General features: G+C 62.5%; 27 protein-coding genes. 14 read left to right on the plus strand and 13 right to left on the minus strand.

The window, feature by feature from the left end:
- The first annotated feature begins 72 nt into the window (after window positions 1-72).
- Window positions 73-1,872 (plus strand): ABC transporter transmembrane domain-containing protein, encoded by a 1,800-nt coding sequence (locus tag ACO07C_RS19705; protein ID WP_421915834.1) that lies wholly within the window; start codon window positions 73-75, stop codon window positions 1,870-1,872.
- Window positions 1,873-1,902: 30 nt separating this feature from the next.
- Here ACO07C_RS19705 and ACO07C_RS19710 read toward each other — a convergent pair whose 3' ends face one another.
- Window positions 1,903-4,416 (minus strand): DUF3857 domain-containing transglutaminase family protein, encoded by a 2,514-nt coding sequence (locus tag ACO07C_RS19710; protein ID WP_421915835.1) that lies wholly within the window; start codon window positions 4,414-4,416, stop codon window positions 1,903-1,905.
- A 272-nt stretch (window positions 4,417-4,688) separates the two neighbouring features.
- A complete protein-coding gene (locus ACO07C_RS19715; protein WP_421915836.1) occupies window positions 4,689-6,176 on the minus strand; it encodes a carboxypeptidase M32 in 1,488 nt (495 codons plus the stop codon).
- A gap of 185 nt (window positions 6,177-6,361) precedes the next feature.
- Between ACO07C_RS19715 and ACO07C_RS19720 the strand changes: the two genes are divergently transcribed.
- On the plus strand, window positions 6,362-6,715 hold the full coding sequence (locus ACO07C_RS19720) for a DUF1304 domain-containing protein (RefSeq protein WP_421915837.1): 354 nt from the start codon (window positions 6,362-6,364) through the stop codon (window positions 6,713-6,715).
- A gap of 168 nt (window positions 6,716-6,883) precedes the next feature.
- Here the strand turns inward: ACO07C_RS19720 and ACO07C_RS19725 are convergent, their stop codons facing one another.
- From ACO07C_RS19725 to ACO07C_RS19765, 9 genes are all read right to left on the minus strand, one after another.
- Window positions 6,884-7,318, minus strand: coding sequence for a hypothetical protein (locus ACO07C_RS19725; protein WP_421915838.1), 435 nt, complete (start codon window positions 7,316-7,318; stop codon window positions 6,884-6,886).
- Window positions 7,319-7,557: 239 nt separating this feature from the next.
- Window positions 7,558-8,589 carry a peptidoglycan -binding protein gene (locus tag ACO07C_RS19730; protein WP_421915839.1) on the minus strand — a complete coding sequence of 344 codons (1,032 nt, stop codon included), beginning with the start codon at window positions 8,587-8,589 and terminating at the stop codon, window positions 7,558-7,560.
- A gap of 1 nt (window position 8,590) precedes the next feature.
- The gene (locus ACO07C_RS19735; RefSeq protein WP_421915840.1) at window positions 8,591-9,616 is read right to left on the minus strand and encodes a MotA/TolQ/ExbB proton channel family protein; all 1,026 of its coding nucleotides are present in this window, start codon (window positions 9,614-9,616) and stop codon (window positions 8,591-8,593) included.
- Between the two features lie 159 nt (window positions 9,617-9,775).
- Window positions 9,776-10,468: a PAQR family membrane homeostasis protein TrhA gene (trhA, locus tag ACO07C_RS19740; RefSeq protein ID WP_421915841.1), complete on the minus strand. Its 693-nt coding sequence runs from the start codon at window positions 10,466-10,468 to the stop codon at window positions 9,776-9,778.
- Between the two features lie 85 nt (window positions 10,469-10,553).
- Entirely contained in the window at window positions 10,554-11,354 is an 801-nt protein-coding gene (locus ACO07C_RS19745; RefSeq protein WP_421915842.1) for an inositol monophosphatase family protein, read from the minus strand.
- Window positions 11,355-11,440: 86 nt separating this feature from the next.
- Window positions 11,441-12,007 carry an elongation factor P gene (efp, locus tag ACO07C_RS19750; RefSeq protein ID WP_027031631.1) on the minus strand — a complete coding sequence of 189 codons (567 nt, stop codon included), beginning with the start codon at window positions 12,005-12,007 and terminating at the stop codon, window positions 11,441-11,443.
- A gap of 104 nt (window positions 12,008-12,111) precedes the next feature.
- On the minus strand, window positions 12,112-13,155 hold the full coding sequence (locus ACO07C_RS19755) for a tetratricopeptide repeat protein (RefSeq protein ID WP_421915843.1): 1,044 nt from the start codon (window positions 13,153-13,155) through the stop codon (window positions 12,112-12,114).
- A gap of 1 nt (window position 13,156) precedes the next feature.
- Entirely contained in the window at window positions 13,157-13,804 is a 648-nt protein-coding gene (locus ACO07C_RS19760) for a thiamine phosphate synthase (protein ID WP_421915844.1), read from the minus strand.
- A gap of 23 nt (window positions 13,805-13,827) precedes the next feature.
- Window positions 13,828-14,613, minus strand: a complete 786-nt coding sequence (locus tag ACO07C_RS19765) for a hypothetical protein (RefSeq protein WP_421915845.1) — start codon at window positions 14,611-14,613, stop codon at window positions 13,828-13,830.
- A gap of 130 nt (window positions 14,614-14,743) precedes the next feature.
- On the opposite strand from ACO07C_RS19765, the gene ACO07C_RS19770 reads away from it, so the two are divergent.
- Window positions 14,744-15,514: a sulfite exporter TauE/SafE family protein gene (locus tag ACO07C_RS19770; protein WP_421915846.1), complete on the plus strand. Its 771-nt coding sequence runs from the start codon at window positions 14,744-14,746 to the stop codon at window positions 15,512-15,514.
- A gap of 4 nt (window positions 15,515-15,518) precedes the next feature.
- Here the strand turns inward: ACO07C_RS19770 and ACO07C_RS19775 are convergent, their stop codons facing one another.
- Complete coding sequence (locus ACO07C_RS19775; protein WP_421915847.1) at window positions 15,519-16,076, minus strand: DUF2269 family protein; 558 nt, start codon at window positions 16,074-16,076, stop codon at window positions 15,519-15,521.
- A gap of 333 nt (window positions 16,077-16,409) precedes the next feature.
- Here ACO07C_RS19775 and ACO07C_RS19780 point away from each other — a divergent pair, with 333 nt between their 5' ends.
- From ACO07C_RS19780 to ACO07C_RS19815, 8 genes are all read left to right on the plus strand, one after another.
- Window positions 16,410-16,787 (plus strand): hypothetical protein, encoded by a 378-nt coding sequence (locus tag ACO07C_RS19780; RefSeq protein WP_421915848.1) that lies wholly within the window; start codon window positions 16,410-16,412, stop codon window positions 16,785-16,787.
- Window positions 16,788-17,174: 387 nt separating this feature from the next.
- Complete coding sequence (locus ACO07C_RS19785; RefSeq protein ID WP_421915849.1) at window positions 17,175-17,705, plus strand: DUF1465 family protein; 531 nt, start codon at window positions 17,175-17,177, stop codon at window positions 17,703-17,705.
- A 74-nt stretch (window positions 17,706-17,779) separates the two neighbouring features.
- On the plus strand, window positions 17,780-18,292 hold the full coding sequence (gene ruvC / locus ACO07C_RS19790; protein ID WP_421915850.1) for a crossover junction endodeoxyribonuclease RuvC: 513 nt from the start codon (window positions 17,780-17,782) through the stop codon (window positions 18,290-18,292).
- A 10-nt stretch (window positions 18,293-18,302) separates the two neighbouring features.
- Window positions 18,303-18,920, plus strand: coding sequence for a Holliday junction branch migration protein RuvA (ruvA, locus tag ACO07C_RS19795; protein ID WP_421915851.1), 618 nt, complete (start codon window positions 18,303-18,305; stop codon window positions 18,918-18,920).
- 68 nt (window positions 18,921-18,988) lie between these two features.
- Window positions 18,989-19,273: an AbrB/MazE/SpoVT family DNA-binding domain-containing protein gene (locus ACO07C_RS19800; protein WP_421915852.1), complete on the plus strand. Its 285-nt coding sequence runs from the start codon at window positions 18,989-18,991 to the stop codon at window positions 19,271-19,273.
- Window positions 19,270-19,674 carry a PIN domain-containing protein gene (locus ACO07C_RS19805; protein WP_421915853.1) on the plus strand — a complete coding sequence of 135 codons (405 nt, stop codon included), beginning with the start codon at window positions 19,270-19,272 and terminating at the stop codon, window positions 19,672-19,674. The genes ACO07C_RS19800 and ACO07C_RS19805 overlap by 4 nt, the downstream gene beginning before the upstream one ends.
- Window positions 19,671-20,708 carry a Holliday junction branch migration DNA helicase RuvB gene (gene ruvB / locus ACO07C_RS19810; protein ID WP_421915854.1) on the plus strand — a complete coding sequence of 346 codons (1,038 nt, stop codon included), beginning with the start codon at window positions 19,671-19,673 and terminating at the stop codon, window positions 20,706-20,708. Before ACO07C_RS19805 ends, ruvB begins: the two co-directional genes overlap by 4 nt.
- Window positions 20,709-20,864: 156 nt before the next feature.
- Window positions 20,865-21,761 (plus strand): metallophosphoesterase, encoded by an 897-nt coding sequence (locus tag ACO07C_RS19815; RefSeq protein ID WP_421915855.1) that lies wholly within the window; start codon window positions 20,865-20,867, stop codon window positions 21,759-21,761.
- 21 nt (window positions 21,762-21,782) lie between these two features.
- Here the strand turns inward: ACO07C_RS19815 and ACO07C_RS19820 are convergent, their stop codons facing one another.
- Complete coding sequence (locus ACO07C_RS19820) at window positions 21,783-23,033, minus strand: glycoside hydrolase family 5 protein (RefSeq protein ID WP_421915856.1); 1,251 nt, start codon at window positions 23,031-23,033, stop codon at window positions 21,783-21,785.
- Between the two features lie 133 nt (window positions 23,034-23,166).
- Between ACO07C_RS19820 and ybgC the strand changes: the two genes are divergently transcribed.
- From ybgC to tolR, 3 genes are all read left to right on the plus strand, one after another.
- Window positions 23,167-23,640: a tol-pal system-associated acyl-CoA thioesterase gene (ybgC, locus tag ACO07C_RS19825; RefSeq protein WP_421915857.1), complete on the plus strand. Its 474-nt coding sequence runs from the start codon at window positions 23,167-23,169 to the stop codon at window positions 23,638-23,640.
- A 307-nt stretch (window positions 23,641-23,947) separates the two neighbouring features.
- On the plus strand, window positions 23,948-24,658 hold the full coding sequence (gene tolQ, locus ACO07C_RS19830; protein ID WP_091578781.1) for a protein TolQ: 711 nt from the start codon (window positions 23,948-23,950) through the stop codon (window positions 24,656-24,658).
- Between the two features lie 9 nt (window positions 24,659-24,667).
- Window positions 24,668-25,123 carry a protein TolR gene (gene tolR / locus ACO07C_RS19835; RefSeq protein ID WP_421915858.1) on the plus strand — a complete coding sequence of 152 codons (456 nt, stop codon included), beginning with the start codon at window positions 24,668-24,670 and terminating at the stop codon, window positions 25,121-25,123.
- Window positions 25,124-25,130 lie beyond the last annotated feature (7 nt).

Genomic DNA, 25,130 nt, shown 5'->3' on the forward strand with positions numbered 1-25,130 from the left:
GAATTGAATCACAAGGCCGCGGCAAGCGCATATTGAAGCGCATACCTGATGGCGGCCAGAGGAAACATTAGAATGGCGCAACCCAGTAGCGCAGACGAGCGGCGGCGCTCGCTCAAGCCGCTCAGGCGCCTGTTCCCCTATATCACGCGTTATCGCACGCTGGTCGTCGGCGCGCTTGTTTCGCTGGCCATTGCCGCGGCAACGACGCTGACGCTGCCCCTGGCGGTGCGGCGCATGATCGATCATGGTTTCTCGTCGTCCAGCACCACCTTCATCGCCGAATATTTCGCGGCCTTGGTGGCTATGGCTGCTGTGTTGGCAGCCGCATCCGCCTGCCGCTATTACTTCGTCATCACGCTCGGCGAGCGCGTCGTCGCCGATATCCGGCGCGATGTCTTCGCCCATGTGACGACGCTGTCGCCGTCGTTCTTCGACACCGCCCAGTCGGGCGAAATCGTGTCGCGGCTTGCCGCCGACACGACGCAGGTCAAGTCGGCGGTCGGGGCGACGGCCTCGGTTGCGCTGCGCAACGTCATCCTTGGCCTCGGTGCATTGGCGATGATGGTCGTGACCAGCCCGAAACTGTCCGCGTTGGTCATTGCGGCAATCCCGGTGATCGTGCTGCCGCTGGTCGCCTTCGGCCGCTCCGTGCGGCGCAAGTCCCGGCAGGCGCAGGACACGCTGGCCGATGCGACGGCCTATGCCAGCGAGCAGATCGGCGCGGTGCGCACGCTGCAGGCCTTCACCAACGAGAAGCTGGTGACGGGCAAGTTCGCGGGCGCGGTGGAAGCCGCCTTCCAGGCGGCGCGTTCCTCGATCTTCGCACGCTCCTTCCTCACCTTCTTCGCCATCTTCACCATCTTCTCCTCGGTGGTGGCGGTGCTGTGGTTCGGCTCGCGCGACGTGCTCGAAGGCACGCTGTCGCCAGGCACGCTCGGCCAGTTCCTGCTCTATTCGGTGTTTGCGGCCGGTGCGCTTGGCGCACTTTCGGAAGTCTGGGGCGAACTGGCGCAGGCGGCGGGCGCCGCCGAGCGGCTGACCGAGATCCTGGCGGAACAACCGGCGATCCGGTCGCCAGACGATCCGAAGCCGCTGCCAGCCGTGGCCAAGGGCGCGATCAGCTTTGAAGGCGTCTCCTTCTCCTACCCGGCAAGGCCGGACCGCGCGGCCGTGCACGGCCTGAGCTTCTCGGTGAAGCCCGGCGAGACGGTGGCGATCGTCGGCCCGTCAGGCGCCGGCAAGAGCACGGTCTTTTCGCTGATCCTGCGTTTTTACGATCCGGAGACAGGAAGGATCATGATCGACGGCGTGGACGTGCGCGACGCCGATCCGGCTTCGGTCCGGGAGCGGATCGCCATCGTGCCGCAGGATGTCACCATCTTCGCGGCGAGCGCCCGCGACAATATCGGCTTCGGCCGGCCGGGAGCCAGCGAAGCCGAGATCGAGGCGGCGGCGAAGGACGCGCTCGCCGACGAATTCATCCTGAGGCTCGAAAAGGGTTATGACAGTCAGGTCGGCGAACGCGGCGTGACGCTGTCGGGCGGCCAGCGCCAGCGCGTGGCGATTGCACGCGCCATCCTGCGCGATGCGCCGATCCTGCTGCTCGACGAAGCGACTTCGGCCCTCGACGCTGAAAGCGAGACGCTGGTGCAGGTGGCGCTGGAACGGCTGATGCAAGGCCGCACGACCATCGTCATCGCCCACCGGCTGGCCACGGTGCTCAAGGCCGATCGCATCCTGGTCATGGACGGCGGGCGCATCGTCGAGGAAGGCACGCACCAGAGCCTGGTCGCCAAGGGCGGCATCTATGCGCGGCTGGCGAAACTGCAGTTCGAAACCGGGGCGAGTGCCTTCAGGGGCGCTGCGGAGTAGACGATTCGCCGGCTATTCAGGTCGTCCATTTCAGATCAAGCCATCAGCCACGATGTAAAGAATCAGGCCAGTACAGATGGCGCCGAAGAACATGGCGACGCCGTCGGCTACCGAAAATCTCGAGTTTGCGGCCTGGAATTCCGCGCTGGGCTCATTCAGGCGGTTGACGGCGACCACGAGGGGGAGTGGCGCAACGCACCAGGCCAGGATTTGTGCGAATTCGGCCGCGAGTTTGTACGCTCCGGATGGCGGCATGTCCGGGACGAATGAGTAGATCTGCGCGGCCAGGAGGACGACGGCCGCGCCGATGCCTAGCAAGGTCGAAATCTTTCTGATCCCCAGATCCCTGTTGATCTTGAGGAAGGCGGGCAGGAAGAAGACCGCCAGGAGCACTCCTCTCACGAATGGCAGGCAACGTGTTCCGTAAGCCTTCTTCTGCTGCCGGAAGGACCGCCACATCCACAGCGCGGGATAGGCGCCGGATGTCAGCAGCGACAGGATCAGGAATTTTCCCAGCGAAACCGGCCAATACAGTTGGCCCGGGATCATATTGAAGGTTTGCCATTCGTAGATGATCACGACTGGAACCAGAATGAGCAGAAGACATACCAGCAATATCGAGGCGATCTCCTTGGGCTGCATATGCCGGTCCTCTTTCGGCGGCGCCGCTTTGGGAGCTGGTTCGGCGTAGGTGAAATCGTAGGTCCAATAAAAACTGTCCGTGATCTGATCGACGGATTTCAGATAATCGACGATTTGGTTGGCTGGCACGGCTGTTCCGAAGGTCTGGAAGTCCCAGTCGGCGCGAAACTCGGTCTGGGTGTTGCTCCATGACGTCTTCAGGGAAGCGTAGGGCGTGACGACATCCTTCAGCTGTTCTCCCGAGAACCTGGCCTTCAGATTGCGCACCACGATGCTGTAGTGTTTGTAAAAAGGCGTGCCAAGGGAGACCGGGCCGATCCTGCCGACCATGGTCGGGGTGGGCAGGCTGCTACCGAGATCGGCCTTTATAGGGAAATGCTTGGCAAGATCATTGGCGGCGAGCGCATCCGCGGGCAGTTCGTAGCTCTCTTTTACGCTTACCGTGTTGTCGTCGCGACGGTCGATGATTTTCAGTTCAGCCGTGCTTCGCATCCCCGGATACTGCTTGCTGTAATATTGCAGGTAGGTGTTCGAGATTTCCGATAGGGATTGTCCGGCCAGTTTCTGGCGCATCCAGTCGGCCTCGCCGCCCTGGTAGGTCGAAATCACTTCAAGCAGCAGCGGGTCGCCGGGGCGCTCTGGAAAATCGAAGCGTTCGGCTACGTCGGTTGAAGGGTTGGCAAGCTTGCGAACCGGCATTTTCTCAAGCCCGCCATTGCCCGAAAGCGGCAGGACAAATCCATAATCGGGCTGGGCGAAATTCTCGGCCCTGCCGCCTTGCAGATAGTCGGTGCCGTCAAGCCAGTATGTCTTGGTGCCGATCTTCGCCTTGACGATAGCATGGTCGAAATGGCGCAGTGCCGGCAAATGCTGGTCGACCGCATTTCCCTTGTCGAGATCAGCCAGCGCAACCTCGGCGTCGATGCCAAGGCGTGTGAGGGCTGAAGCAAGCAGCAAGGCCTTGTCCTTGCAATCCCCGAAGCCACTGGCGATCACGGTCGCCGGGTCACGCGGAATATAGGATCCGGCACCGATCGAAAGGCTGACATAGCGTATTTGGTCCTGCACCAGCCTCATTGCCTGGATCATGCGGTCAGCGGGGACAGGATGCTTGAGCGCGATGTCGTCGAGCTTTGCCGAGAATGCCGGTGGAAAGGTGGTCGCCGGTTTGTAGTAAGGCGCCACCGCATCGACCACCCGTTGCCAGTCTGCGGTCGAAGACACATCGACCGAGCCCCAGGCTGGATACTCGACGGGAAGGTTGTCTTCGACCTTTACCGGTTTTGGATTTTGGATTTCCCATACGTAGACGGTGTCGGATCCTGATGAAGAGATTGAAGGCTTCAGCTCGGTCCCCCTTGGCTTGATCTCAAGCGGCTGTCCGGCTGGCCAGGTAATGCTCGTGCGAAGAAGCGCCACCGGTTCGTCCCAGACCGTGGCGAAGCTGGTGAAGAACAGATCCTTGCCGACGAGCGGCGTGATTTCATAAGTCGTGCCGTAGTCAATGATATCGCCGACGCGGACATCGTCGATATTGGCGTGGGCCGTCAGCCAGCCGTCAAAGACACCCTTCTCGGCGTCCTTCTCCTGCCTGAAAACATCGAATTTGGTATCAGCCAGCCGGTCCAGAACAACGCCGTCGCGAATGATGCGCAAATGGTTCAGCGTCACTCTGTGACGCGACGGATCGAATTGCAGGCTCAGCGCCGCTCCCTGCTCAAGTCCAGGACGGTCGACAATCTTGTAGACGTAGCGGGAGAACTCGGCATAGCCGGCGGCGCGATGGATGAACTGATCGTCGGAGAGCAGCCACGAAACGCCGTTCTTGATCTGATTGGATTGCCCGGCATCGGCCGCGGGGATGTCGACCAGTTTGACCCAGCTTTCAGCTGGCCCCTTCAAAACCGTGTCATCGGATCTGGCAGGAGAACTCAGGCCACTCAGTAAGAGCAAGAGGATGAAGAGGCGCCAGAAAGACCTGACCTCTGGAAAACCGCTGCAGGCCGACATCTATGCTCGCCAAATTCGAAACCCTCTTATTCAGAGGCTTTTCGCGAAAGTAAAGTCTGCCGCATAGATTTATGCCGTCTTCGGGACGCTGGTACAAACGGAATCGAAACAACTAATGCAGGCACGCACCGCGATCGCCCATCGACAGGCAACCGTGCCGAAGCTCAGGTGCGGCCGTATCGCTGCTTCAGATGGCTTGTGAAATGGGTGGCGTTGAGCTTCTCGCCGGTAGCGCGTTCGAGCAGGTCCGGCGTCGACCAGCGAGAGCCTTGTGACCAGATTTTCTCGCGGCGCCAGTCGTTGATCGCCGTGAAATCGCCCTTCGCAAGGTCTTGGTCGGCGGCCGGGTTCTCCTTGGTCAGCGCTGCCCATTGCTGTGCCGCCATCATCGCGCCCAGCGTATAGGACGGGAAATAGCCGAAGGCGGCACCCGGCCAATGCACGTCCTGCATCGGACCGTCGGCGGGGTTGTCGATGGTGGAGAGGCCGAGATACTCACGCATCTTGGCGTCCCAGGCCTCGGGCAGGTCGACGACGTCCAGCCTGCCGGAGACAAGCTCCCGTTCCAGTTCGTAGCGCAAGATGACGTGAAGCGGATAGGTCACCTCGTCGGCATCGACGCGGATCAGGCCGCGCTCGACCCGATGCACGTGCGGCAGGATGTCGTCGATGGACCAGGTCTCGCCGAGCTGCTTTTCGACCACCGGCAACGCCCAATGCCAGAAGGCCGGGTTGCGGCCGAGCTGCTTTTCGACGAACAGGCTCTGGCTCTCATGCATGGCCATGCCGCGCGCCTTGCCGAGAGGCCAGTGGGCCCAGGCCTTCGGAAGGTTCTGCTCGTAGAGCGCATGGCCGGTCTCGTGCAGCACGCCCATCAGCGCCGAGAGAAAGTCGGTCGTCTTGTAACGGGTGGTGATGCGCACGTCGGTCGGCACACCGCCGCAGAAGGGATGGTGCGAAACCGACAGCGAGCCATGCGTGAGATCGAAGCCGACTGCCGCCATCATCGCCAGGCCAAGCTCGCGCTGCCTGTCGATCGCATAGGTGCCTGAAAGCGGCTTCAGCGGCCGCTTGGCCAGGCGCTCTTCCTGCACGGCCAAGGCCTCCGGCACGAAGTCCTTCAGAAAGGCCTTCAGGTCGGCGAAGACCGGAGTGATGTCGGTGGCGCGATTGCCGGGATCGTACTGTTCCATCAAGGCGTCATAGGGATCGAGGCCGAGCACGTCGGCGCGCATCGCGGCCTCTTCGCGCACCAGCGCCACGATGCCTTCGAGCGCGGGGCGAAAACCCGCCCAGTCGTTCTTCGCGCGCAGGTCGCGCCACAGCTGCTCGCAGCGCATGCGCGCCGTGGTCAAGCGCTCGACGAATTCGACCGGCAGGCAGGTCAGGTTGGTGTACTGGCGGCGCAGCTCAGCGACCGCCGCCCGCTGCTCGTCGTTCAATGCCTCTTCTTCCGCCGTGGCGAGCCAGTCCGCGATATCAGGCGCGGTCGCGCGGGCATGCTGCATGCCGGCAAGGGCCGACATGGCCTCGGCACGTTTCTCGCCTCCGCCGACGGCCATGTGCGTGGCCTCGTCCGCGCCAAGTATGCAGAGCGCATGCTCCAGCGCTTCGAGCTTGTGGCCGAGATCATCGAGTTTTTGAAATGACATGACTGGTTCCGCTGAATTGGACGGCGGGAAAAGATACCAATGCGAGGTCAATGGCAAGCCTGCGGCCCACCCGCGCCGGCATCTTGATCGCCGATCGTCCGTCCTGCGCAATGCGCCTTGCGCGGACGAGGACCGGCGTGGAATGCTGGGCCGGCGGCGCGAGCACGCCCTGGAGGGCAAGCAATATGATCGGCAACATTCTGGTCGGGCTGGTCGCCCTGATCCATCTCTACATCGTCTATCTGGAGATGGTGTTGTGGGACACGCCGCGCGGACACAAGACGTTCAGGCTGACACCGGAATTCGCCAGCGCCTCGAAGGTGCTGGCCGCCAATCAGGGGCTCTACAATGGGTTCCTGGCCGCCGGCCTGATCTGGGGCCTGTATCTCGGCACGGCCGGTTTCCAGGTCAAGATGTTCTTCCTGGTTTGCGTTGCCATTGCCGGCCTCTACGGCGCTGCGACTGTCGGGCGGAAAATCCCCTACGTCCAGACGGTGCCCGCGGTCCTTGGCTTGGTCGCGGTCTGGCTCGGACGGTGAAAAAGGCGCCCGCGCGACGAATGTCCCGAAGGCGCCAGTTGGTCCCTTCCTGTACCAGAAGAGCGGTTCATCGTCTCATGGAAACACCGAACCGCTCTATCTCCTTGCAATAGGCAATTGCGGACGGAAAACCGCTTCGCGGTGTTCCTGAAATCGCCCTGTCCGCGATCAGCCGTTCGGGTAGTTGCCGCCGTCGGAGCCATCGCCGATGTTGAAGCCGCTGCCGGTGTCGATCATGAGCTGCTGGTCGAGATGGTCGACGCGGCGCAGGAGCTGGTGATATTGCGCCGAGGGTATCCGGCCATTGTCCGAGGCCGCGGTCTTCTCGGCGACCCTGCCGATGTCGGCGGCGCGCATCCGCAGGCTGTGCGCCTCGGCTGGCGTGATCAGCTTCTGCTGCTCGGCGTCCTTGATGCCGCTGCTGATGCCCTGCAATTGATCGACAATTCCGTTGACGCGAGGGCCTTCGAACACGATCGGTGCGGTCTCGTCGAGCGCGCCCTTGTGATGTCCGGCGGCATAGGCGCCGGCAAACGGAATGGCAACGAGGAACGCAGCGACAGTTGCGGTCTTGAGCGAGGTCTTCGAATTGAAAGAGCGCATGGCTGCGTCTCCTTTAGTTGTGGAAGGCGGCGGTTGCTCCCGTTGCCTCCCGGCCGTGGGCCGTCCGGTTCCGTCGCGTCGCGATGATGGGAGTCATCGCCGGCGGTTCTCGGCCCACGGAGCAGGCTAGGACCGGTCCGCAATGATGTGTAATTAAAAAAAGATAATCTTTTCAGGCCTTGCCTGTGTCGGTCTGCGCTCTAGGGTTGCGCCGGCCGACACATTCGCGTGAAGTTGGATCAACGTTCGGTGAGCTTCAGTTCAATCCGGCGGTTCTTGTTGCGCGCCTCGTCGGTGTCGGCTGGATCGAGCGGCTGAAACTCGCCGAAGCCAGCGGCGACCAGGCGATTGGCCGGCACGCCGTTCTCGATCAGGAACTTCACCACTGACGTCGATCGCGCCGTCGACAGCTCCCAATTGTCGCGATAGCGGCCGGTGCCCGAAAGCGGCTTGTTATCGGTATGGCCGTCGACGCGCAGCACCCAGTTGATCTCCGGCGGGATCTCCTTCTGCAGTTCGATGATGGCGTCGGCGAGCTTCTTCATCTCGACCTTGCCGGCATCGTTGATCACTTCGGAACCGGTCGGGAACAGCACTTCCGACTGGAAGACGAAACGGTCGCCGACAATGCGGATGTTCTCGCGGTCAGCGAGGATCTCACGCAGGCGGCCGAAGAAATCGGAGCGGTAGCGGTTCAGTTCCTGCACGCGCTGCGCCAGCGCGACATTGAGGCGGCGGCCGAGATCGGCGATCTTGGTGTTGGAGTCGCGGTCGCGCGTTTCGGACACGTTGAGCGCATCCTCAAGCGCGCCGATCTGCTTGCGCAGAGCCGAGATCTGCTGGTTGAGGATTTCGACCTGACTTAGTGCCTGCTGGCTGATCTGGCGCTGTGTGTCGAGTTCGCCGGTCAGTGCGGCGGCGCGCTGGTTGGCCGCGTCGCCGGCGCCGGCTCCCTGCGACAACAGCTGTTCAAGCCGGCTCTTTTCCGCCTCGGCCGCCGACAGCGACGCCTGCATGTTGGCGAGCGAATCTTCCTTGTCCTGCGACGCCGAGCGCTCAAGCGCCAGGAGCTGGGTCAACTCGTTGATTTGCGAGTTGAGGCGGTTGAGCACCGTATCCTTGCCGGAGAGTTCGCGGCCGAGCAGGAACTGCGCCAGCACGAAGACGGTGAGCAGGAACATGATCGCCAGAAGCAGCGTCGACAGCGCGTCGACGAAGCCCGGCCAGTAGTCGATGCGGCGATCGGTACGCCGGCCGCGTGCCAATGCCACGTCAGTGCACTCCAGGCTTCTTCAGGGCGTCGGCGATCTTTTCCAGCGTGTTGCGCATCGCCTTCTGCTCGTCGGACTGGGCTTCGACCCAGTCACGCATGATCTGTTGTTCGGAGCGCATGTTCTTGACCAGGCCCGAAATGCCGTCGGCAAGATTGGCCATGGCGGTGGCGACGCGCGGATTCGAAGCGCCGCCATTCTCCTGCATGCTGCGCAATTTTTCCGACAGGACACGAATCTCGTCGGAGGATTCGGTCTTGGCCGTATCGGCGACCACAATGTCGGACGACAGGTCGGTGACCGAGGACAGCCAGTTCTCGAGCTCGGTGTAGAATCGCGTCTGCGCACGGCCCGCCTGCAGGTCGAGGAAGCCAAGGACGAGCGAGCCGGACAGGCCAAACAGTGACGACGAGAACGCCGTGCCCATGCCCGCCAGCGGAGCGGACAGCCCTTGCTTGAGGGAATCGAGAACGGCGGCGGCGTCGCCGGTGCCGGGGTCGAGCGACTCGATGGTTTCACGGATCGAGCCGATCGTGTTCAACAAGCCCCAGAACGTCCCCAACAGGCCGAGGAACACCAGCAGGCCGACCAGATAGCGCGACGTGTCGCGGCTTTCATCGAGGCGGGTGGCGATCGAATCCAGCATTGTCCGCATCGAACTCGTCGAGAAGGCCGTCGCCGACGACCGGCCTATCATGGCTTTCATCGGCGCCAGTAGGACAGGCTCGGTGGTTTCGGAACCGGCCCGGAATGAATTGACCCAGCGGACTTCCCGAAACAGCCGTCCAACCTGGACGAACGCAAGCAGGATGCCGATGACCAGCACGCCCACGATCAGGCCGTTGAGGCCGGGATTTGTGACGAAGGCGGTCGAGACCTGCCGGGTGAGGATCGCGGCGATGAAGGCGACAATCACCAGGAAGATGACCATCGTCAGGATAAAGACCTGAGGGCTCGACAGTTTATGCGGATCGTAGACCAGAACGTCGGAACGCCTGCCGATGCCGAACGATTTTAGTAAAGCCATCCGTGCCCCGTTTACGATTCCGCCGATCACGTTGTTCGTGACTCTAAACGCAATTGTGACCAAATTGAATGGCGCTTGGCAATATTGCCTGTCCGTATGGCGAATACGAACCGTGCCTCATCCAAGGCAGCGCGCGGCTTCAAGGATGCCGTGGCCGGGTCAGAACCGGTTTACCACCAGGCAATCGACCATGGCCGCGAGATGCAGGCCGGCGCCGGTGACGACAAAGCCATGCCAAAGCGCATTGTGGAAGCGCAGCCCCTTCCAGGCGAAGAAGATGACGCCGCAGGAATAGACGACGCCGCCCGCGACGATGAGGGTCAGCGATGTGGTCGGCAGCGTCCGCACCAGCGGCTTGGCCAGCACGACACCGCTCCAGCCGATGGCCAGATAGAAGACGATCGCCAGCCGGTCGAAACGTCCGGGAAGAAGCACCTTGATGGCGATGCCGATCACCGCCGCGATCCAGACGAGGGCGATCATCCATCTTGCCAGCGGCGAGCCGTCGAGCTGGGCCAGAAAGGGCGTATAGGTCGCGGCGATCAGCAGGTAGATCGCGGCATGGTCGAAGCGCCGCAATATCCACTTGGCCGGGGACGACACCGGCCAGAGATTGTAGGTCAGCGAAATCGACAGCACGGTCAGCAGCGACACGACGTAGAAGGCGGCGGCGATGTATTCGCCCGGGCCCGCATGAAAGGCGGCAAGCGCCAGCAGGGCCGAGCCCGCCGAGATCGCCAGCACGATGCCGACCGCATGCACGATGCCGTCGGCGATCAGTTCGGCGCGCGAGTAATGCCAGCGTCCGACGAACGGGATGGAGATGTCGAGATCTTGCGGGCTGTCGCTCACGGCCGGTCTTTCCTGCGCCACCCTCATCTGGGCGCTCGCAGGGCAGTATTTCAAGCTTTGGTGGCGGTTTTGCGACTGCGGCGTCTCAGCGCGGCGCGAGCGGCTTCTTCACGGTTTTCAGCAGCGCACGGTGAATGATCTCGTTGCCGGCAACCACCGAGCCGTTGTCCAGCATGTCCTGACCGCCGGCCATGTCGGAGGTGAAGCCGCCAGCTTCGCGGATCAGCAGAAGGCCGGCCGCGATGTCCCAGGCCGACAGGCCGGTTTCCCAGAAACCGTCCATGCGGCCGGCAGCGACATAGGCGAGGTCGAGCGAGGCGGCGCCAAGGCGGCGGATACCAGAGACCTCGGCCATGACATTGCGCAGCTCGATGAGGAAATTGCCGTGCTGCCCGCGTCCGAGATGCGGCACGCCGCAGCCGATCACGGCATCGACCAGCTTGGCGCGGCCGGCGACGCGCAGGCGGCGATCATTCATGAAGGCGCCGCCGCCGCGTTCGACCGTATAGAGCTCGTCCATGGCCGGATTGTAGATGACGCCGGCAACGATCTGCCCCTGGCGTTCCAGGGCAATCGAGATGGCGAAGAGCGGAATGCCGTGCAGGAAGTTGGTGGTGCCGTCCAGCGGGTCGACGATCCAGCGGTGCTGGCTGTCATCGCCTTCGACGACGCCGCGCTCTTCCATCAGGAAGGAATAGCCTGGGCGCGCCTTCGACAGCTCGGTGAAAAGGATGTCCTCGGCCTTGCGGTCGGCCTGGCTGACATAATCGCCGGGGCCTTTCAGCGAAACCTGCAGGTTCTGCACTTCGCCGAAGTCGCGCGACAGCGAGCGGCCGGCCTTCATGGCGGCCTGAACCATGACGTTGAGGAGTGCGGAGCGTGCCATAGTGCTTCTTCCTGCTGCTGCGCTTTAAGCTTTGTCGTGTTGCATGTCGGTGACCCAAAACGGGAGTCACTTCCGAGCGACATGCATCAGTCGGCGCGGCGCACGTAGGTGATTTCGTTGGTGTCGACGATGATGCGTTCGCCGGCCCCGATGAATGGCGGCACCAGAACGCGGATGCCGTTCTCCAGCACCGCGGGCTTGTAGGACGAGGCCGCGGTCTGGCCCTTCACCACCGGGTCCGCCTCGGTGATGGTCAGCGTCACGTAGTCGGGCAGCGAGATGCCGATCGGCCTCTCTTCATAAAGCTGGACCGTCACCATCATGCCGTCCTGCAGGAAGGCGGCGCGGTCGCCGACGAAGTCCTTGTTCAGTTCGAGCTGCTCGTAGCTCTGGGTGTCCATGAACACCAGCGCGTCTTCCTGCGCGTAGAGAAAGGAAAAATCCTTGAGGTCGAGGCGGATCTGCTCGACGGTCTCGGCCGAGCGGAAACGCTCGTTGAGCTTGGTGCCGTTGATGAGGTTCTTGAGCTCGACCTGGTTGTAGGCGCCGCCCTTGCCGGGCTTGACGGTGTTGGTCCTGACCGCGACCCACAGGCCGCCATCATGCTCGATGACGTAACCGGGACGGATTTCGTTGCCGTTGATCTTGGCCATTGTAATTGGATCCGGAGTGAGATGGTCGCCGGGGAAGGCGATTTTCGGCCTCCAAGACCACAAATCGCTGGAAGAGGCAAGGGAGCGAGACAAGCCATGGGCCGTCAGGGTAGGCGGTTCGCCTTCTCGAGTGCCTGCTTTGTCTGATCGTCCGACAGCCCTTGCAGGAAGCTGTCCATGTCGGGATCGATGAGCCCGGCGCGCCGGGCGACGATATACCAGGCACCGGCAAGGATGAGGTCGGGATCGGTGCCAATGCCATTCATGTAAAGCTTGGCGAGGCGATTGCGGGCGGCGACATTGCCGCCTTCAGCTGCCTGCTTCATCCAGCCAAAGCCTGATTTCAGGTCGCGGGGACCGCCGCGTCCCTCGATCATCCAGGCGCCGAGGTCGATCTGCGCCGTATCGTAGTTCTGGCGCGCGGCCTGCGCCAGCAGGCGGCGGGCCTGGGCATCGTCACGCTGTTTGCCGCCGACGCCGTTGGCGTAGATCTGGGCCATCGCGTATTGCGCATCGGCAAGGCCGGTCGCGGCGGCACGTTCGTAGTAAGGCACGGCCTTGCCGATGCCGACATCGCCCGGGTCCTGCTGGACAAGCAGCTGCGCGAAATTGAACTGCGCCAGCGGGTTGCCGGCCTCGGCGGCGGCCTGCATCAGGGCGTAGGCGCCCTTCTCGTCCTTCTTGACGTAACGGCCATCCAGCAGCAGCAACGCATACTGGAATTGCGACTCCGGCACCCCTTGTTCGGCGGCAAGCGCGTACCATTTCGCTGCCTCCGCCGCGTTCCGCGGCACGCCCAAGCCGCGCGACAGTATTTCGGCCAGCAACGTCTGGGCCGCCGGATCGCCATTCCGCGCCCGGGGCAGCGCCAGGTCATAGGCCGTCTTGTAAAGCCCGCGCTGAAAAGCCCCGTACGCCTGGTCCGCCGGTTTCGCGCCAAAGCGGTCGGGGTTGATCGCGTCGATCGACGGCAGCGGCGGCGGCTGGGTGGTGGTGGCGGGCTGTGGCAGCGGCGTGTCGATCGGCTTGTCGGTGCGCACGCCGGATTCGGGTCTTGCCTGCGGCAAAGGCACAGGTTCCGTGGCAGTGGCGGCCTGCACCATCAACAGTGCCAGCAGGGCCTGGAGCGGGAGCGTCGCCGAGGCCACGTCAGTCCTCGAAACGCGGCGCGGTTTCGTCGAGCAGCGCATTGGCGCTGGCGATCGCGGCCTTCGGATCGACGCCGTCGGCGAAGACGGCGCTTGACAGCGCCACGAATTCGCAGCCGGTGGCGGCCACCGCTTCAACGGAGGCGATCTCGGATCCAGCCATGACAATGCAGGGGATCTGGATCATGTCGGCCCACCACTGGCCAAGCGACAGGTTGCGCGGGTGCGGCTCCGGCTTGTTGTCATAGCCGAAGCGGCCGAAGAAGATGTAGTCCGGCCGGGTCTCGCCGAGCTCCAGCGCGTCATCCCTGGTCTTGGCGCCGCCGGCGCCGACCATCAGCCTTGGCTGGAAGTGCTCGATCGTCTCGGCAAGCTCATCCTTGCCGACCTCGACATGGATGCCGTCGGCCTGGACGCGACCGGCAATGCGCGTGTCGTCGGCAATGATGACGGCGATGCCGGCCGCCTGCGCAATGGGCACGATCTTTTCGGCGAAGGCCTGGAAGGACGCCTCGTCCATGCCGTTCTCGGGCAGGATGAGCGATGCGATGTCGCCGCCGTCGAACGCCGCGCCTATGCGAGCGGCGGATGCGCCCTGTGGCACGATCAGTACGATGCGGCAGCGGTTGGGGGGCGTTGCGTCATTCATTGTTTTTCGATCCCGGTTTTCGCCTATGCCGGGCGAAGATGGTTGGATTGCGGCATAGAGCAAAGCGCGGGGATTGAACAGGCGCTAGCTGTCAGACGACGACCGGCGGTCGGAGCGCAGAGCATTGCCGGCCTTCGTAATGAGGTCAAACACCTTTGACGGTTCCTCGATGCCAAGGAATTGCGGAACCGGGTCAAGAGCGGGGGACCAGCCGCCATCCTCTGATTTCCGAAGTACGAGGCGGCCGCGCCGAAGCGCAAATTGCCGCGCTTTGCTCCCTCGCCGGTGAGTTGGATATCAGGCAGACGCTCGAGATCGATCGAAGTGAAATTGGAGAAGGGGGCGCTCCTCATGATGAGGATGCGCTTGTCCGTGACCGCGTACGAGATGCGCCGTCTCAACCATGCGTCGACTGCAAAGCGGCCAAGGACCAGGAACAGTCCAATGCAGATGAACATCCCTCCCCATGCTTTGAAGAAGAGCGGCGCACCTTGCCGTGTCGCCGAATACGTCCAGAAAATCGCAAAACCGCACCAGACAAGGCTGAACGGAATGAGAATCATATCGCGGCCGGTTAACAGCAAACCCTGCGCGGGAACATCGCTCCACAATATGCGCTCACGCGGCAACAATCGCCTTTGAAATATTCCGACGTCCATTGCCGCCATCCCTCGCAAGCGCCGTGCTTTCGTTGCACAAGTCATGATTACGATGAAAATCCAGCTTGCTTTATACCTGACGGCTTCAACGCTCCGCTCAGACCTTTTTGATTTTTGCTGGGGCCGGGTGAAAAGGCGCAGTGCATTCATGACTGCATGCCGCTCCTCACTTGTACGCTGCATATGTGGCTGATGCGGATCGTGCATATTTGCGGTCGCGGCATCGCGGTTTATGGGCTATTCAAGCGTTGATACGCTCCCCTCCAGACACTCCCTTCCCATGACAGGACTGCTCGTCGATCCGTGGTTTTATGCCGCCGCCATTCCGGCGGTCATTCTCGTGGGCCTGTCGAAGGGTGGCTTCGGCGGCGCGGTTGGCTTTGTCGGTGTGCCGTTGATGGCGCTGACCATACCGCCGGTGCAGGCAGCCGCCATCCTGCTGCCGATCCTGTGCCTGATGGACATCGTGTCGGTGTGGACATGGTGGGGAGTCTACGACCGCAGGATGCTGATCGACATGATGCCCGGCGCGGTCATCGGCATCGGCCTTGGCTGGTTGACGGCGGCGCTGGTCACGGAAGAGGCGGTGCGGCTGATCGTCGGCGCGGTCGCCATCATCTTCGTGTTGCGCTGGCTCTACCTGCAGTTCCGCCACGGCTCCGATCATGCGGCCAAGCCCAACCGGACTGCCGCCGCCTTATGGGGCACTGTGGCCGGCTTCACCAGCTTCGTCGCCCATGTCGGGGGGCCGCCGTTCCAGGTCTACGCACTGCCGATCCGGCTCGATCCGAAGGTGCTGTCCGGCACCGCCGCGATCTTCTTTGCCGCCACCAATGCGTTGAAGCTCGTTCCCTATTTCGCGCTCGGCCAGTTCGATACAGCCAACCTGACGGCTTCGGTCGTGCTGATGCCGCTGGCACCGCTCTCGACCATCGCCGGCGCCTGGCTGGTGCGGCGCATGCGGCCGGACATCTTCTATCCGTTCACCTATGCGACCGTGGCAATCGTGGCGGTGAAGCTGCTGTGGGATGGGGTTGCCGGGCTGATGTAGGCGGTCAGGCGATGTGGGGGGTCAGTTGCCGCCGCCGCTTCCCGCCGAGAGACAGAGCGAGGCCGATCGCCAGGATCATCAGCATGCCGGCGAGGATGGCGATATCGTGCAAGGCGGGCTTCAGCACCATGTCGGCGACGATCACCAGCATCACCGAATAGTCGAAGCACGCGGCGGCGAGAATGCGGTGACCCAGGTCAAGGGCGCCTGGCGTCACGCCGTCCCTGTCGATCATGGAAGCCATCTTTTCGGCTGTCGGCTTGAAGATAAACATGCCGACGCAGAAGGTGGTGGCGTAGCCCGCCAGGCCGATGATGATCCACAGGTCGGAAAAGCCGACCCAGAACCAGCACATGACCAGCCCGAGGGCCAGCGTCAGTATCGACAGCGGTGCAAACAGCTTGCCGCCGAGCTCACCCGTGGCCCGCATTGCCTGGAGAGTTCCCGGCACGTCGCCGGCGCGATTGGCGAGGAATGCCAGCACCATAAGCGTGAAGCCGCCGCCGACCCAGATCGTGGCCGACACGATGTGCAGGAACTTGACGATGGAATACCAGTCCATGGAACTCTCCCCGGCGGTTGCCCATGATCGCGAGGCGCGGGATTGCTTATCCGCGCTGCGATGAACGGCCTTTCTGGCGCGCCCCCGTTTCGGAACGATGTCGCGCGCAAGCCGGATTTGTTTCCGACTTCTTGCCGCGTAGGCTCTGTAATCGCGTCGGCGCGCGGCGTTATTTTCTGCTAATGTAACCGCGGCGGGCGAGGCCGGGGCATCGGGCGTCATCGTGTGGAAACATGACCGATGCTAGTGCGCGGCGCCGGCTGTCCGGTGGCGGCAAGACCGCTTTTTCAACCCATTCCCAGAACGGGAAAGGCAATTTGGGGGACTGTATTCATGCAAGGGGTAGCAAGAAATTTCTTCACGCTGGCCATCATCTATTCGCTCTGCGGGATGGCACTTGGCCTTCACATGGCGATCAGCGAGGATCATAGCCAGATGCCGACCCACGCCCACACGATGGTGGCGGGGTGGCTGATGTCGGCGGTGTTCGCCTTTTTCTATCACCTGTTTCCGGCCGTCGCGCAAAAGACGCTCGCGGTTGTCCATTTCTGGCTGACCGCGATCAGCGGCATAGGGCTCATGGTCGGACTTTACGTGATGCTTGCCGGCCATCCGGCGATCGAACCGTTGCTGGGCATCTCGTCGATGGCCTTCTACGCGGGGATGCTGCTGTTTGCCTTCATCGCGTTGCCGGCAATCTGGAAGAAGTGAGCTTGTTGCCGACGGGGCGCCAGCGGCGGCGCTTGCTGTGCTGTTACGGTACAGGCAGGCGGCGATCCGTCAAAAAATGTCGATGCCCTTAAGGGTTCATTAAGCTTTACAGGCGTTTACTATGTGCATCCAGTGATCTGGATTCTTACCGAGTGGTTGGAGCCACTTTGTTTGACGCCTCCCTGTTAAACTCCTGAGAGCCGCCTTATCCGCGGCTCTTTTTTTGTCCTGTTTCCGGGCCGATGCGTGGCCGTTAACCGTTTGTTAAACATGTGCTTGCCTTCGCCAACTACGAGGCGCATTTTCAATGCTTCAGTCGTATAGGGTGCTGGGCGTGACGGCAATCAAGCCTGACCGGCCAGCTGTTGGAAGTGCAGGGGCGTATCGATGAACGAGCCTTCGAAGGCAAGCACGAACACCGTCAAATTGGCGGAGCGCCGTGTGTTTTCACAATCCTTCAAGCCCCTCTACCAGGAGGGTATGGGACTGGTGGAGCAGGCAGCCGAATATCTCGATGGCAAGGGCCGCGCCGAGGCGAAGAAGCTGTCCCGGTTGGCGGCGACGCTCTATGCGGCCGAATCGATGCGGCTGACCACGAGGCTGATGCAGGTTGCATCCTGGCTGCTGCTGCAGCGGGCGGCGAACTCCGGCGAGATGACCCGCGACCAGGTTGCTTCGGAAAAATCCAAGGTTCGCCTCGATACCGCTTCCGCCCATGATGAAGCGGCGGGCTGGGCTGAACTGCCCAATGACTTTCTCGATCTCGTCACCCGCTCGCTACGCCTGCAGGCGCTGGTGCGCCGCATGGATGAGGAAATCTATGGCGGCGGTGTGGTCGACGCACCCTTCTCGGGCCGCCGAATCAACCCTGTCTCCGACCAGATCACGCTTTTGAACACCGCTTTCGGGCGCGGCTGAACTCAGCGTCTTCTTCGTTTCCGGTTTGTTCACATTTCGCTGGCATCGCTTCCCACCGGAGGTAAAGTTGGCAGATGGTGGACGCGATTCGAATCATTGGCATTGACCCGGGCCTGCGGCGAACCGGCTGGGGCATTGTTGAAAGTCTCGGCAATTCGCTCCGCTTCGTGGCCTCGGGCACGGTGCGTTCGGAAGACAAGGCGGCGCTGTCGACGCGCCTTTGCCAGCTGCATGACGGGCTTGCCGACGTCCTCCATGCCGCCATGCCGCATGAGGCGGCTGTCGAACAGACCTTCGTCAACAAGGACGCGGTGGCGACGCTGAAGCTTGGCCAGGCGCGCGGCATCGCGATGCTTGTGCCGGCACGGGCGGGCCTCGTCGTTGCCGAATATGCCCCCAATGCCGTCAAGAAGGCTGTGATCGGCGTAGGCCACGGCGACAAGAAGCAGATCCACATGATGGTGAAGGTGCTGTTGCCGAAAGCCACCTTCGATACCGAACATGCCGCGGACGCGTTGGCGATCGCCATCTGCCACGCGCATCATCGGCAGAGCATTGCCTACAGGATGGCGGCATTGGCATCATGAGGACCCGTGCATGATCGGCAAACTCAAGGGCACGCTTGACGAGATCGACGAGGACCATTGCGTCGTCGACGTGCATGGCGTCGGCTATGTCGCCTACTGCTCGGCGCGCATGCTGGCATCGCTGCCGGCCCCAGGCGAGGCGGTGGTGCTGTTCATCGAGACCTATGTTCGCGAGGACATGCTGCGGCTCTATGGCTTCCAGTCGGCGCTGGAGCGCGAGTGGTTCCGGCTGTTGATGACCGTGCAGGGCGTCGGCGCCAAGGTGGCTTTGGCCGTGCTGTCGACGCTGGCGCCTGCCGACCTCGCCAATGCCATCGCGCTGCGCGACATCGCCATGGTCAGCCGGGCACCTGGCGTCGGCAAGAAAGTGGCCGAGCGCATCGTGACCGAGCTGAAGAACAAGGCGCCGGCCTATGCGGGCGCGGCTTCCGGCACCATCGGGCTGAAGCAGGAACTGGGCGAAGGGGTCGCGCCGGCGCCGATCACCGACGCGGTCTCCGCATTGGTCAATCTCGGCTATTCGCGAGACACCGCCGCCAATGCGGTGGCCGCCGCGCTGAGGACGGCCGGCGAGGACGCGGATGCGTCGAAGCTGATCCGTTTCGGGCTGAAGGAACTGGCGCGATGATGTGGTTGTTGGAAGAGAAAATTCCGACTAACATATGATCGGTAAGAAATTTCCTGGAAAGTAAGAAAATGGGCGCGTATGCTAGTCTGACCTCGAAAGGCCAGCTCACAATACCAAAGGATGTCCGGGACGCGTTGTCGCTGAAAACAGGTGACATGATCGCCTGGACGGTCGTTGACGGCAATTTGGTCGGAACGCCCCGCAATCTCGATTTTGCCGACCTGGCCGGATTTCTGGGAAATCCGCCCGATGGTCCAGCGTCACTGGAGGAAATCGATGCTGCCGTGCAAGATGCCGTTGGCCGGCATGTTGTCGAAGACAAGCCGGAGAACGGGCAAGAGGGCGACGCGTGACGTCGATAGGCATCGATACGAACGTTCTGCTTCGAATGGTGGTGAATGATGATGCGGAGCAACGCGCCAAGGCCCTCGCGTTTGGCAAAGACCTTAGCGAGGACAAGTCCGGCTTCGTCAGCTTGATCGTGCTTGTCGAATTCAGCTGGTCGCTGAGTTCGCGCTACGGGTTGCCGAAAGAACAGGTACTGTCCGCAGTCCAGCGACTGCTAAAGATCAGGACGCTGATCTTCGAGGATTTTGATGCCATCGTGATTGCGCTCGAAAGATCGAATTTGCCGCAGGTGGACTTTGCCGATGCGCTGATCGCAGAGCACAATCGGAATCTGGGTTGCTCGCATACAGTCACGTTAGACCAGCGGGCCGCCAGATCCATTGCCGGTATGGAATTGCTCGCATGAGCCTTTCGCCCCGCCTGGTTGCTCCCGAAAAACGCGGTGAGGACGCCGACCAGACCCTGCGCCCGCAAACGCTCGCCGACTTTGTCGGCCAGGCGGCTGTGCGGGCCAATCTCAAGGTCTTCATCGAGGCGGCCAAGGGCCGCAACGAGGCGCTCGACCATGTGCTGTTCGTCGGGCCGCCCGGCCTGGGCAAGACCACGCTGGCGCAGATCATGGCGCGCGAGCTCGGCGTCAACTTCCGCTCGACCTCAGGCCCGGTCATCGCCAAGGCAGGGGATCTGGCCGCTTTGCTGACCAATCTCGAAGAAGGCGACGTGCTTTTCATCGACGAAATCCACCGGTTGAGCCCGGCGGTCGAGGAAATCCTCTATCCGGCCATGGAGGACTTCCAGCTCGACCTGATCATCGGCGAGGGGCCGGCGGCACGCTCGGTCAAGATCGATCTCGCCCGCTTTACCCTGGTCGCGGCCACCACCCGGCTTGGCCTGCTCACCAACCCGCTGCGCGACCGCTTCGGCATTCCGGTACGGCTCAACTTCTATACCGTCGAGGAACTGGAGCAGATCGTGCGGCGCGGCGCGCGCATCCTGCAGATGCCGCTGGGCGACGACGGGGCGCTGGAGATCGCGCGCCGGGCGCGCGGCACGCCTCGCATCGCCGGCCGGCTGTTGCGCCGCGTGCGGGATTTCGCGTCGGTCGCTGGCGACGGTCACGTCAACCGCAAGATCGCCGATGAGGCATTGACCCGTCTCGAGGTTGACGCGCTTGGCCTCGATGCGCTCGACCGCCGGTATCTGTCGATGATCGCGCGCAATTTCGGCGGCGGCCCGGTCGGTATCGAGACGATCGCGGCGGGCCTGTCGGAACCACGCGACGCGATCGAGGACATCATCGAGCCCTATCTGATCCAGCAGGGTTTCATCCAGCGCACGCCGCGAGGCCGCGTTCTGACCGCAAATGCTTGGCGCCACCTCGGTCTCGATGCGCCCAAGGACCTGGCGCAACAGCAGATCAACCTGTTCCAGGAAGAGTAGTTGTTCGGGCAACGGTTGCGCGGTTCCATCCGACGCCGCGCATCGGTCAAACGCCTGCGCAAAATCTCCTCATCCCCGCCGGTTTGCCGGCGCATTGATGGGTTTTAACCGTGGGCGTTGTTAAACGGTTCATTTGATAAGTGCTGGGGCCGAGCCATGATGACCAGACGCGGGTTCCCGCGCTTTATCGGCGGGTCATTTCTTTCCGTCGCCTCGTTCAGCGCCTATGCTATCGGCATCGAACCGATGCTGCTGACCCGTGTGAAGCGCTACGCACTGAAGCCGCCGAACTGGCCGGCCGGATTGCGGCTGCGAATCGTGGCGCTTGCCGACATCCATGCCTGCCGGCCGTGGATGACGCCGGAGCGGATTGCTTCCCTTGCCGAACAGGCGAACGCGTTGCAGCCGGACGTGATCGTCCTGCTTGGCGACTACATCGCCGGCATGCGTTTGACGGCCGAGCCGGTGGCGGCACCTGAATGGGCCTCGGCCCTGGCGGGTCTCAAAGCGCCGCTCGGCGTCTGGTCGGTCCTGGGCAATCACGACTGGTGGGAGGACCCCACAGCCCAGGCGACAGGAACTGGGCCGACAGTGGCGGGCGCCGCGCTCGAGCTGGTTGGCATCCCGGTGCTGGAAAATGATGTCGTGCGTCTCGAAAAGGACGGGCATGGCTTCTGGGTCGCTGGACTTGCCGATCAGAAGGCCCTGCTGCCTGGCAGATACCGCACCAGGGTCAAGGGACTGGACGACCTTGATGGCACAATGGCAAAGGTGACCGATATGTCGCCGGTCATCCTGCTCGCGCATGAGCCGGACATATTCCCGAAGGTGCCGTCCCGGGTTTCGCTGACCCTCTGCGGCCATACCCACGGAGGGCAAGTGCGAATCTTCGGCTATTCGCCGATCGTGCCGTCCCGTTTCGGTAACCGCTATGCGTATGGGCACGTCGTGGAGTCAGGTCGAAACCTGATCGTGTCCGGCGGACTGGGCTTCAGCACATTGCCGGTGCGTTTCGGCGTTCGCCCCGAAATCCTGTCGATTGATCTTGGCTGACCTTGCCGGGAGCGGACAGTCTCAGCGGAGCCCCTTGATCGCGTTCATGACATCTGGCTCGGCCCTCTCGCCGTTGAAGGCATCGACGACACCGAATGCGCCGCCATAGCCCCATACCGACCATGAGAAACCGTGCGCTTCGGCGCGCTTGATCATATCCTTGACGTAGGCCGCACGATATTGGGCTGGCATCACGTAGGGGTTGCCATATTCCTGGCGGATCATGCCGAATTCGCCGAGCGTGACGTTTTCCGGCTTGATGCCGTTGGCCTTGGCCCACGCCTCGACGCGCTCGAACGGCGCGTCCATCAGGGCCAGCAGCTTGTCGGGCGTGTCCAAGCTGGCAACCTGTTCGTCGAGATAGGCGAGCAAGCCGCTTTGCCGCAGCCACGGCGCCTTGGCCTTGATGCGGGCGCGGATCGTGTCGAGCGTGGCGTCGAGTTCGGCGCGCGGCACCGCGCCGAGCGGGTAGGGCAGGCCGGTCACGTAAGGAATGAAATCACCGGCCCAGGTCGCGCCCTGATGGGTGAGCAGGAACGGATCGTAGGAGTGGAAGGTCCAGATGACGTTGTCGTCGGGAATCGCCTTCGGATCGATCTTCGCCAGGGCGGTCGAACTGGAGTAGCAGGCGCCGGTCAGGATCAGGGTCAACCTGGTCGCCGATGATCGCGCCGCCGCGAACAGTCTCTGCTGGCGTTCCGGCCAGAGGTTTGTGCCGTCGGACTCGCAATCGACGATCGGCTCGTTCATCGGTTCGAAGGCGACCTGCGTGGGATCTTCCTGGGCCAGGGTGCGAGCCATCTTCCTGGTCATCTCGACATAGGCATCGAAGATTTGCGGGTCGCTCATCACCTCGCCCATGCCTATCTTGCGGCTGCCGCCCGCGGGGATCAGGTGCATGTCGACGATCACCTTCAGCCCGGCCCGGTTGATCATGCGCACCGAGTCCAGCACGCTGGCGTAGAGGTCGTCGCGCAACGCCAGCGTCTTGTCGGAGAGGAATGGCGAGGGGTCGACCGGCATTCGCAGGAAATCCAGGCCGGCATCCCTGAGCGCCTCGAGGTCCTCATCCTTGAGGAACTTGCGCCATTCCGGGTAGGGCAGCATTGCCTTGGGATCGCTCCACTGCTCCTCGCCCACCCAGGTCGTCCACTGGTCGAGATTGAGGCCGCGCTTCATCGAAAAAGTCGCCGCGTGACCGGGCAGCGCCAAAGCGGCCAGCACCAGAAGTGCGGCCATCAAGGTCTTGATCATCGCCGTCAACAATGCCATCGGGGTTTCCGCGCCAAACTAGTGCGTGTCGCCCAAAAGTGTGAAGCGGTTTTGGGACAACGACACGCATAAAGCAGTTGCCTAAAGCGCGCCGCGCCTTAGGTGCCCCGTCGGGATCAAAAAGGGAAGCGCTATGGGCGATCATGGTGAATCGGCGACGCTGTCGGCAGGCCTTTCCGGCGTCCTGACGGAGTTCGGCCATCGGCTGCTGGCGCGGGTCTATTATGCGGACACGGATTTTTCGGGCGTCGTCTACCATGCGCGCTATCTCGAATTCTTCGAACGCGGCCGTTCCGACTATCTGCGGCTGACCGGGGTTCATCACACAGAACTCGCCGACGGCAAGCACGGCGAAAAGATCGTCTGGGTGGTGCGGCGCATGGAAATCGATTTCCGCGGATCGGCTGTCATCGACGACATCCTGACCATCGACACGCGCACCGAGGAGATTTCCGGCGCCCGCATTCTCATGGCGCAGCAGCTGAAGCGCGGCGACGAGGTGCTGGTCGAGGCGCGCGTCCAGGCGGCGATCATCGGCGAGAACGGCCGGCCCCGGCGTTTTCCGAAGGAATGGGTGAAAGCGTTCATGCCCAAGGCGGCAAGCTAGAACTCTTCGTCTTGCCACTAAGGCGTGCGTTTGGCGTCGGCTGAACGCGTCACAGCCGCGATAGCCCTGTCGCCGGGCGCGTCAATGCGCCGCGCCTCATGAACTAACCCATCCTTAACCATAACGGTTCATGAAGAGATTGGTGAAGATTGGCGGAATCCAAACGCCTTCCTTTCACCAACATTTGCCCCGAAAAGGCCGCCAACGGTGCATTTGGGGTTATTCCGCAAGCTTGACGCGAACGGACCACAAGGGATGCCCATGGGCCAGTCGCCAGCCAGGCCCGGAAAATCTTAAGGACGTTACCATGGAAAATATCGCACTCGCCGAACCGGGCGCGCAATTGTCGATTTGGGCGCTGTTCATGCAGGCCAGCTGGGTGGTCAAGCTGGTCATGATCGGCCTGCTCTGCGCCTCGGTATGGACCTGGGCGATCATTGTCGACAAACTGGTTTCCTACGCCCGCATGCGCCTGGCCCTCAACCGTTTCGAACAGGTGTTCTGGTCGGGGCAGTCGCTGGAGGAACTCTACCGCACGCTTGCCGACCGCAAGACCACCGGCATGGGCGCGATCTTTGTCGCCGCCATGCGCGAATGGAAGAAGAGCTTCGAGAAAGGCGCCAAAACGCCGCTCGGCCTGCAGACCCGCATCGACAAGGCGATGGACCTGGCGCTGACCAGGGAGATGGAAAAGCTGGAGGGGCGTCTGGGTTTCCTCGCCACCACCGGCTCGGCAGCGCCCTTCATCGGGCTGTTCGGCACCGTCATCGGCATCATGACCTCGTTCCAGGCGATCGCCGGATCTAAGAACACCAGCCTTGCGGTGGTCGCGCCCGGCATCGCCGAAGCGCTGCTGGCGACGGCCATCGGCCTGCTCGCCGCCATCCCCGCCGTCATCGCCTATAACAAGCTGTCATCGGACGCGAGCAAGATCGCCGTGCGCATGGAAGGGTTCTCCGACGAGTTCTCCGCCATACTCTCGCGCCAAATCGATGAAAAAGTGGCGCCGAAGGCCTGAGGGACGATCATGGGAATGTCATTGGGCGCAGGCGGTGGACGTGGCGGACGTGGCCACAGGCGGCGCGGCCGTCACCACGCGCTGATGTCGGAAATCAACGTCACGCCGATGGTCGACGTGATGCTGGTGCTGCTCATCATCTTCATGGTCGCGGCTCCCATGCTGACGGTCGGCGTGCCGATCGACCTGCCGGATACGCAGGCCAAGGCGATGAATGCCGACACGCAGCCGATCACGGTTTCGGTGAATCAGGCCGGGCAGGTCTATCTCCAGGAAACCGAAATACCGATCGAAGACATCGTGGCGAAACTGCAGGCGATCTCCAAGACCGGCTATGAGGAGCGCATTTTCATTCGCGGCGACAAGAGCGCCGACTACGGCACGGTGATGAAGGTCATGGCCCGCATTTCGGCGGCTGGCTACAAGAACATCGGTCTGGTTTCACTGCAGGAACAGGGTCAATAGACGCAAG

This window comes from Mesorhizobium sp. (assembly GCF_965229135.1).
GTDB lineage: Bacteria > Pseudomonadota > Alphaproteobacteria > Rhizobiales > Rhizobiaceae > Mesorhizobium.

Bases quoted from the DNA above. Each gene is read 5' to 3' on its own strand.
- ACO07C_RS19705 (WP_421915834.1), top strand. From the start codon at position 73: ATGGCGCAACCCAGTAGCGCAGACGAGCGGCGGCGCTCGCTCAAGCCG.
- ACO07C_RS19715 (WP_421915836.1), bottom strand. From the start codon at position 6,176: ATGTCATTTCAAAAACTCGATGATCTCGGCCACAAGCTCGAAGCGCTG.
- ACO07C_RS19720 (WP_421915837.1), top strand. From the start codon at position 6,362: ATGATCGGCAACATTCTGGTCGGGCTGGTCGCCCTGATCCATCTCTAC.
- ACO07C_RS19725 (WP_421915838.1), bottom strand. From the start codon at position 7,318: ATGCGCTCTTTCAATTCGAAGACCTCGCTCAAGACCGCAACTGTCGCT.
- ACO07C_RS19735 (WP_421915840.1), bottom strand. From the start codon at position 9,616: ATGGCTTTACTAAAATCGTTCGGCATCGGCAGGCGTTCCGACGTTCTG.
- ACO07C_RS19745 (WP_421915842.1), bottom strand. From the start codon at position 11,354: ATGGCACGCTCCGCACTCCTCAACGTCATGGTTCAGGCCGCCATGAAG.
- efp (WP_027031631.1), bottom strand. From the start codon at position 12,007: ATGGCCAAGATCAACGGCAACGAAATCCGTCCCGGTTACGTCATCGAG.
- ACO07C_RS19760 (WP_421915844.1), bottom strand. From the start codon at position 13,804: ATGAATGACGCAACGCCCCCCAACCGCTGCCGCATCGTACTGATCGTG.
- ACO07C_RS19765 (WP_421915845.1), bottom strand. From the start codon at position 14,613: ATGAATGCACTGCGCCTTTTCACCCGGCCCCAGCAAAAATCAAAAAGG.
- ACO07C_RS19770 (WP_421915846.1), top strand. From the start codon at position 14,744: ATGACAGGACTGCTCGTCGATCCGTGGTTTTATGCCGCCGCCATTCCG.
- ACO07C_RS19775 (WP_421915847.1), bottom strand. From the start codon at position 16,076: ATGGACTGGTATTCCATCGTCAAGTTCCTGCACATCGTGTCGGCCACG.
- ACO07C_RS19780 (WP_421915848.1), top strand. From the start codon at position 16,410: ATGCAAGGGGTAGCAAGAAATTTCTTCACGCTGGCCATCATCTATTCG.
- ACO07C_RS19785 (WP_421915849.1), top strand. From the start codon at position 17,175: ATGAACGAGCCTTCGAAGGCAAGCACGAACACCGTCAAATTGGCGGAG.
- ruvC (WP_421915850.1), top strand. From the start codon at position 17,780: ATGGTGGACGCGATTCGAATCATTGGCATTGACCCGGGCCTGCGGCGA.
- ruvA (WP_421915851.1), top strand. From the start codon at position 18,303: ATGATCGGCAAACTCAAGGGCACGCTTGACGAGATCGACGAGGACCAT.
- ACO07C_RS19800 (WP_421915852.1), top strand. From the start codon at position 18,989: ATGGGCGCGTATGCTAGTCTGACCTCGAAAGGCCAGCTCACAATACCA.
- ruvB (WP_421915854.1), top strand. From the start codon at position 19,671: ATGAGCCTTTCGCCCCGCCTGGTTGCTCCCGAAAAACGCGGTGAGGAC.
- ACO07C_RS19815 (WP_421915855.1), top strand. From the start codon at position 20,865: ATGATGACCAGACGCGGGTTCCCGCGCTTTATCGGCGGGTCATTTCTT.
- ACO07C_RS19820 (WP_421915856.1), bottom strand. From the start codon at position 23,033: ATGGCATTGTTGACGGCGATGATCAAGACCTTGATGGCCGCACTTCTG.
- ybgC (WP_421915857.1), top strand. From the start codon at position 23,167: ATGGGCGATCATGGTGAATCGGCGACGCTGTCGGCAGGCCTTTCCGGC.
- tolQ (WP_091578781.1), top strand. From the start codon at position 23,948: ATGGAAAATATCGCACTCGCCGAACCGGGCGCGCAATTGTCGATTTGG.
- tolR (WP_421915858.1), top strand. From the start codon at position 24,668: ATGGGAATGTCATTGGGCGCAGGCGGTGGACGTGGCGGACGTGGCCAC.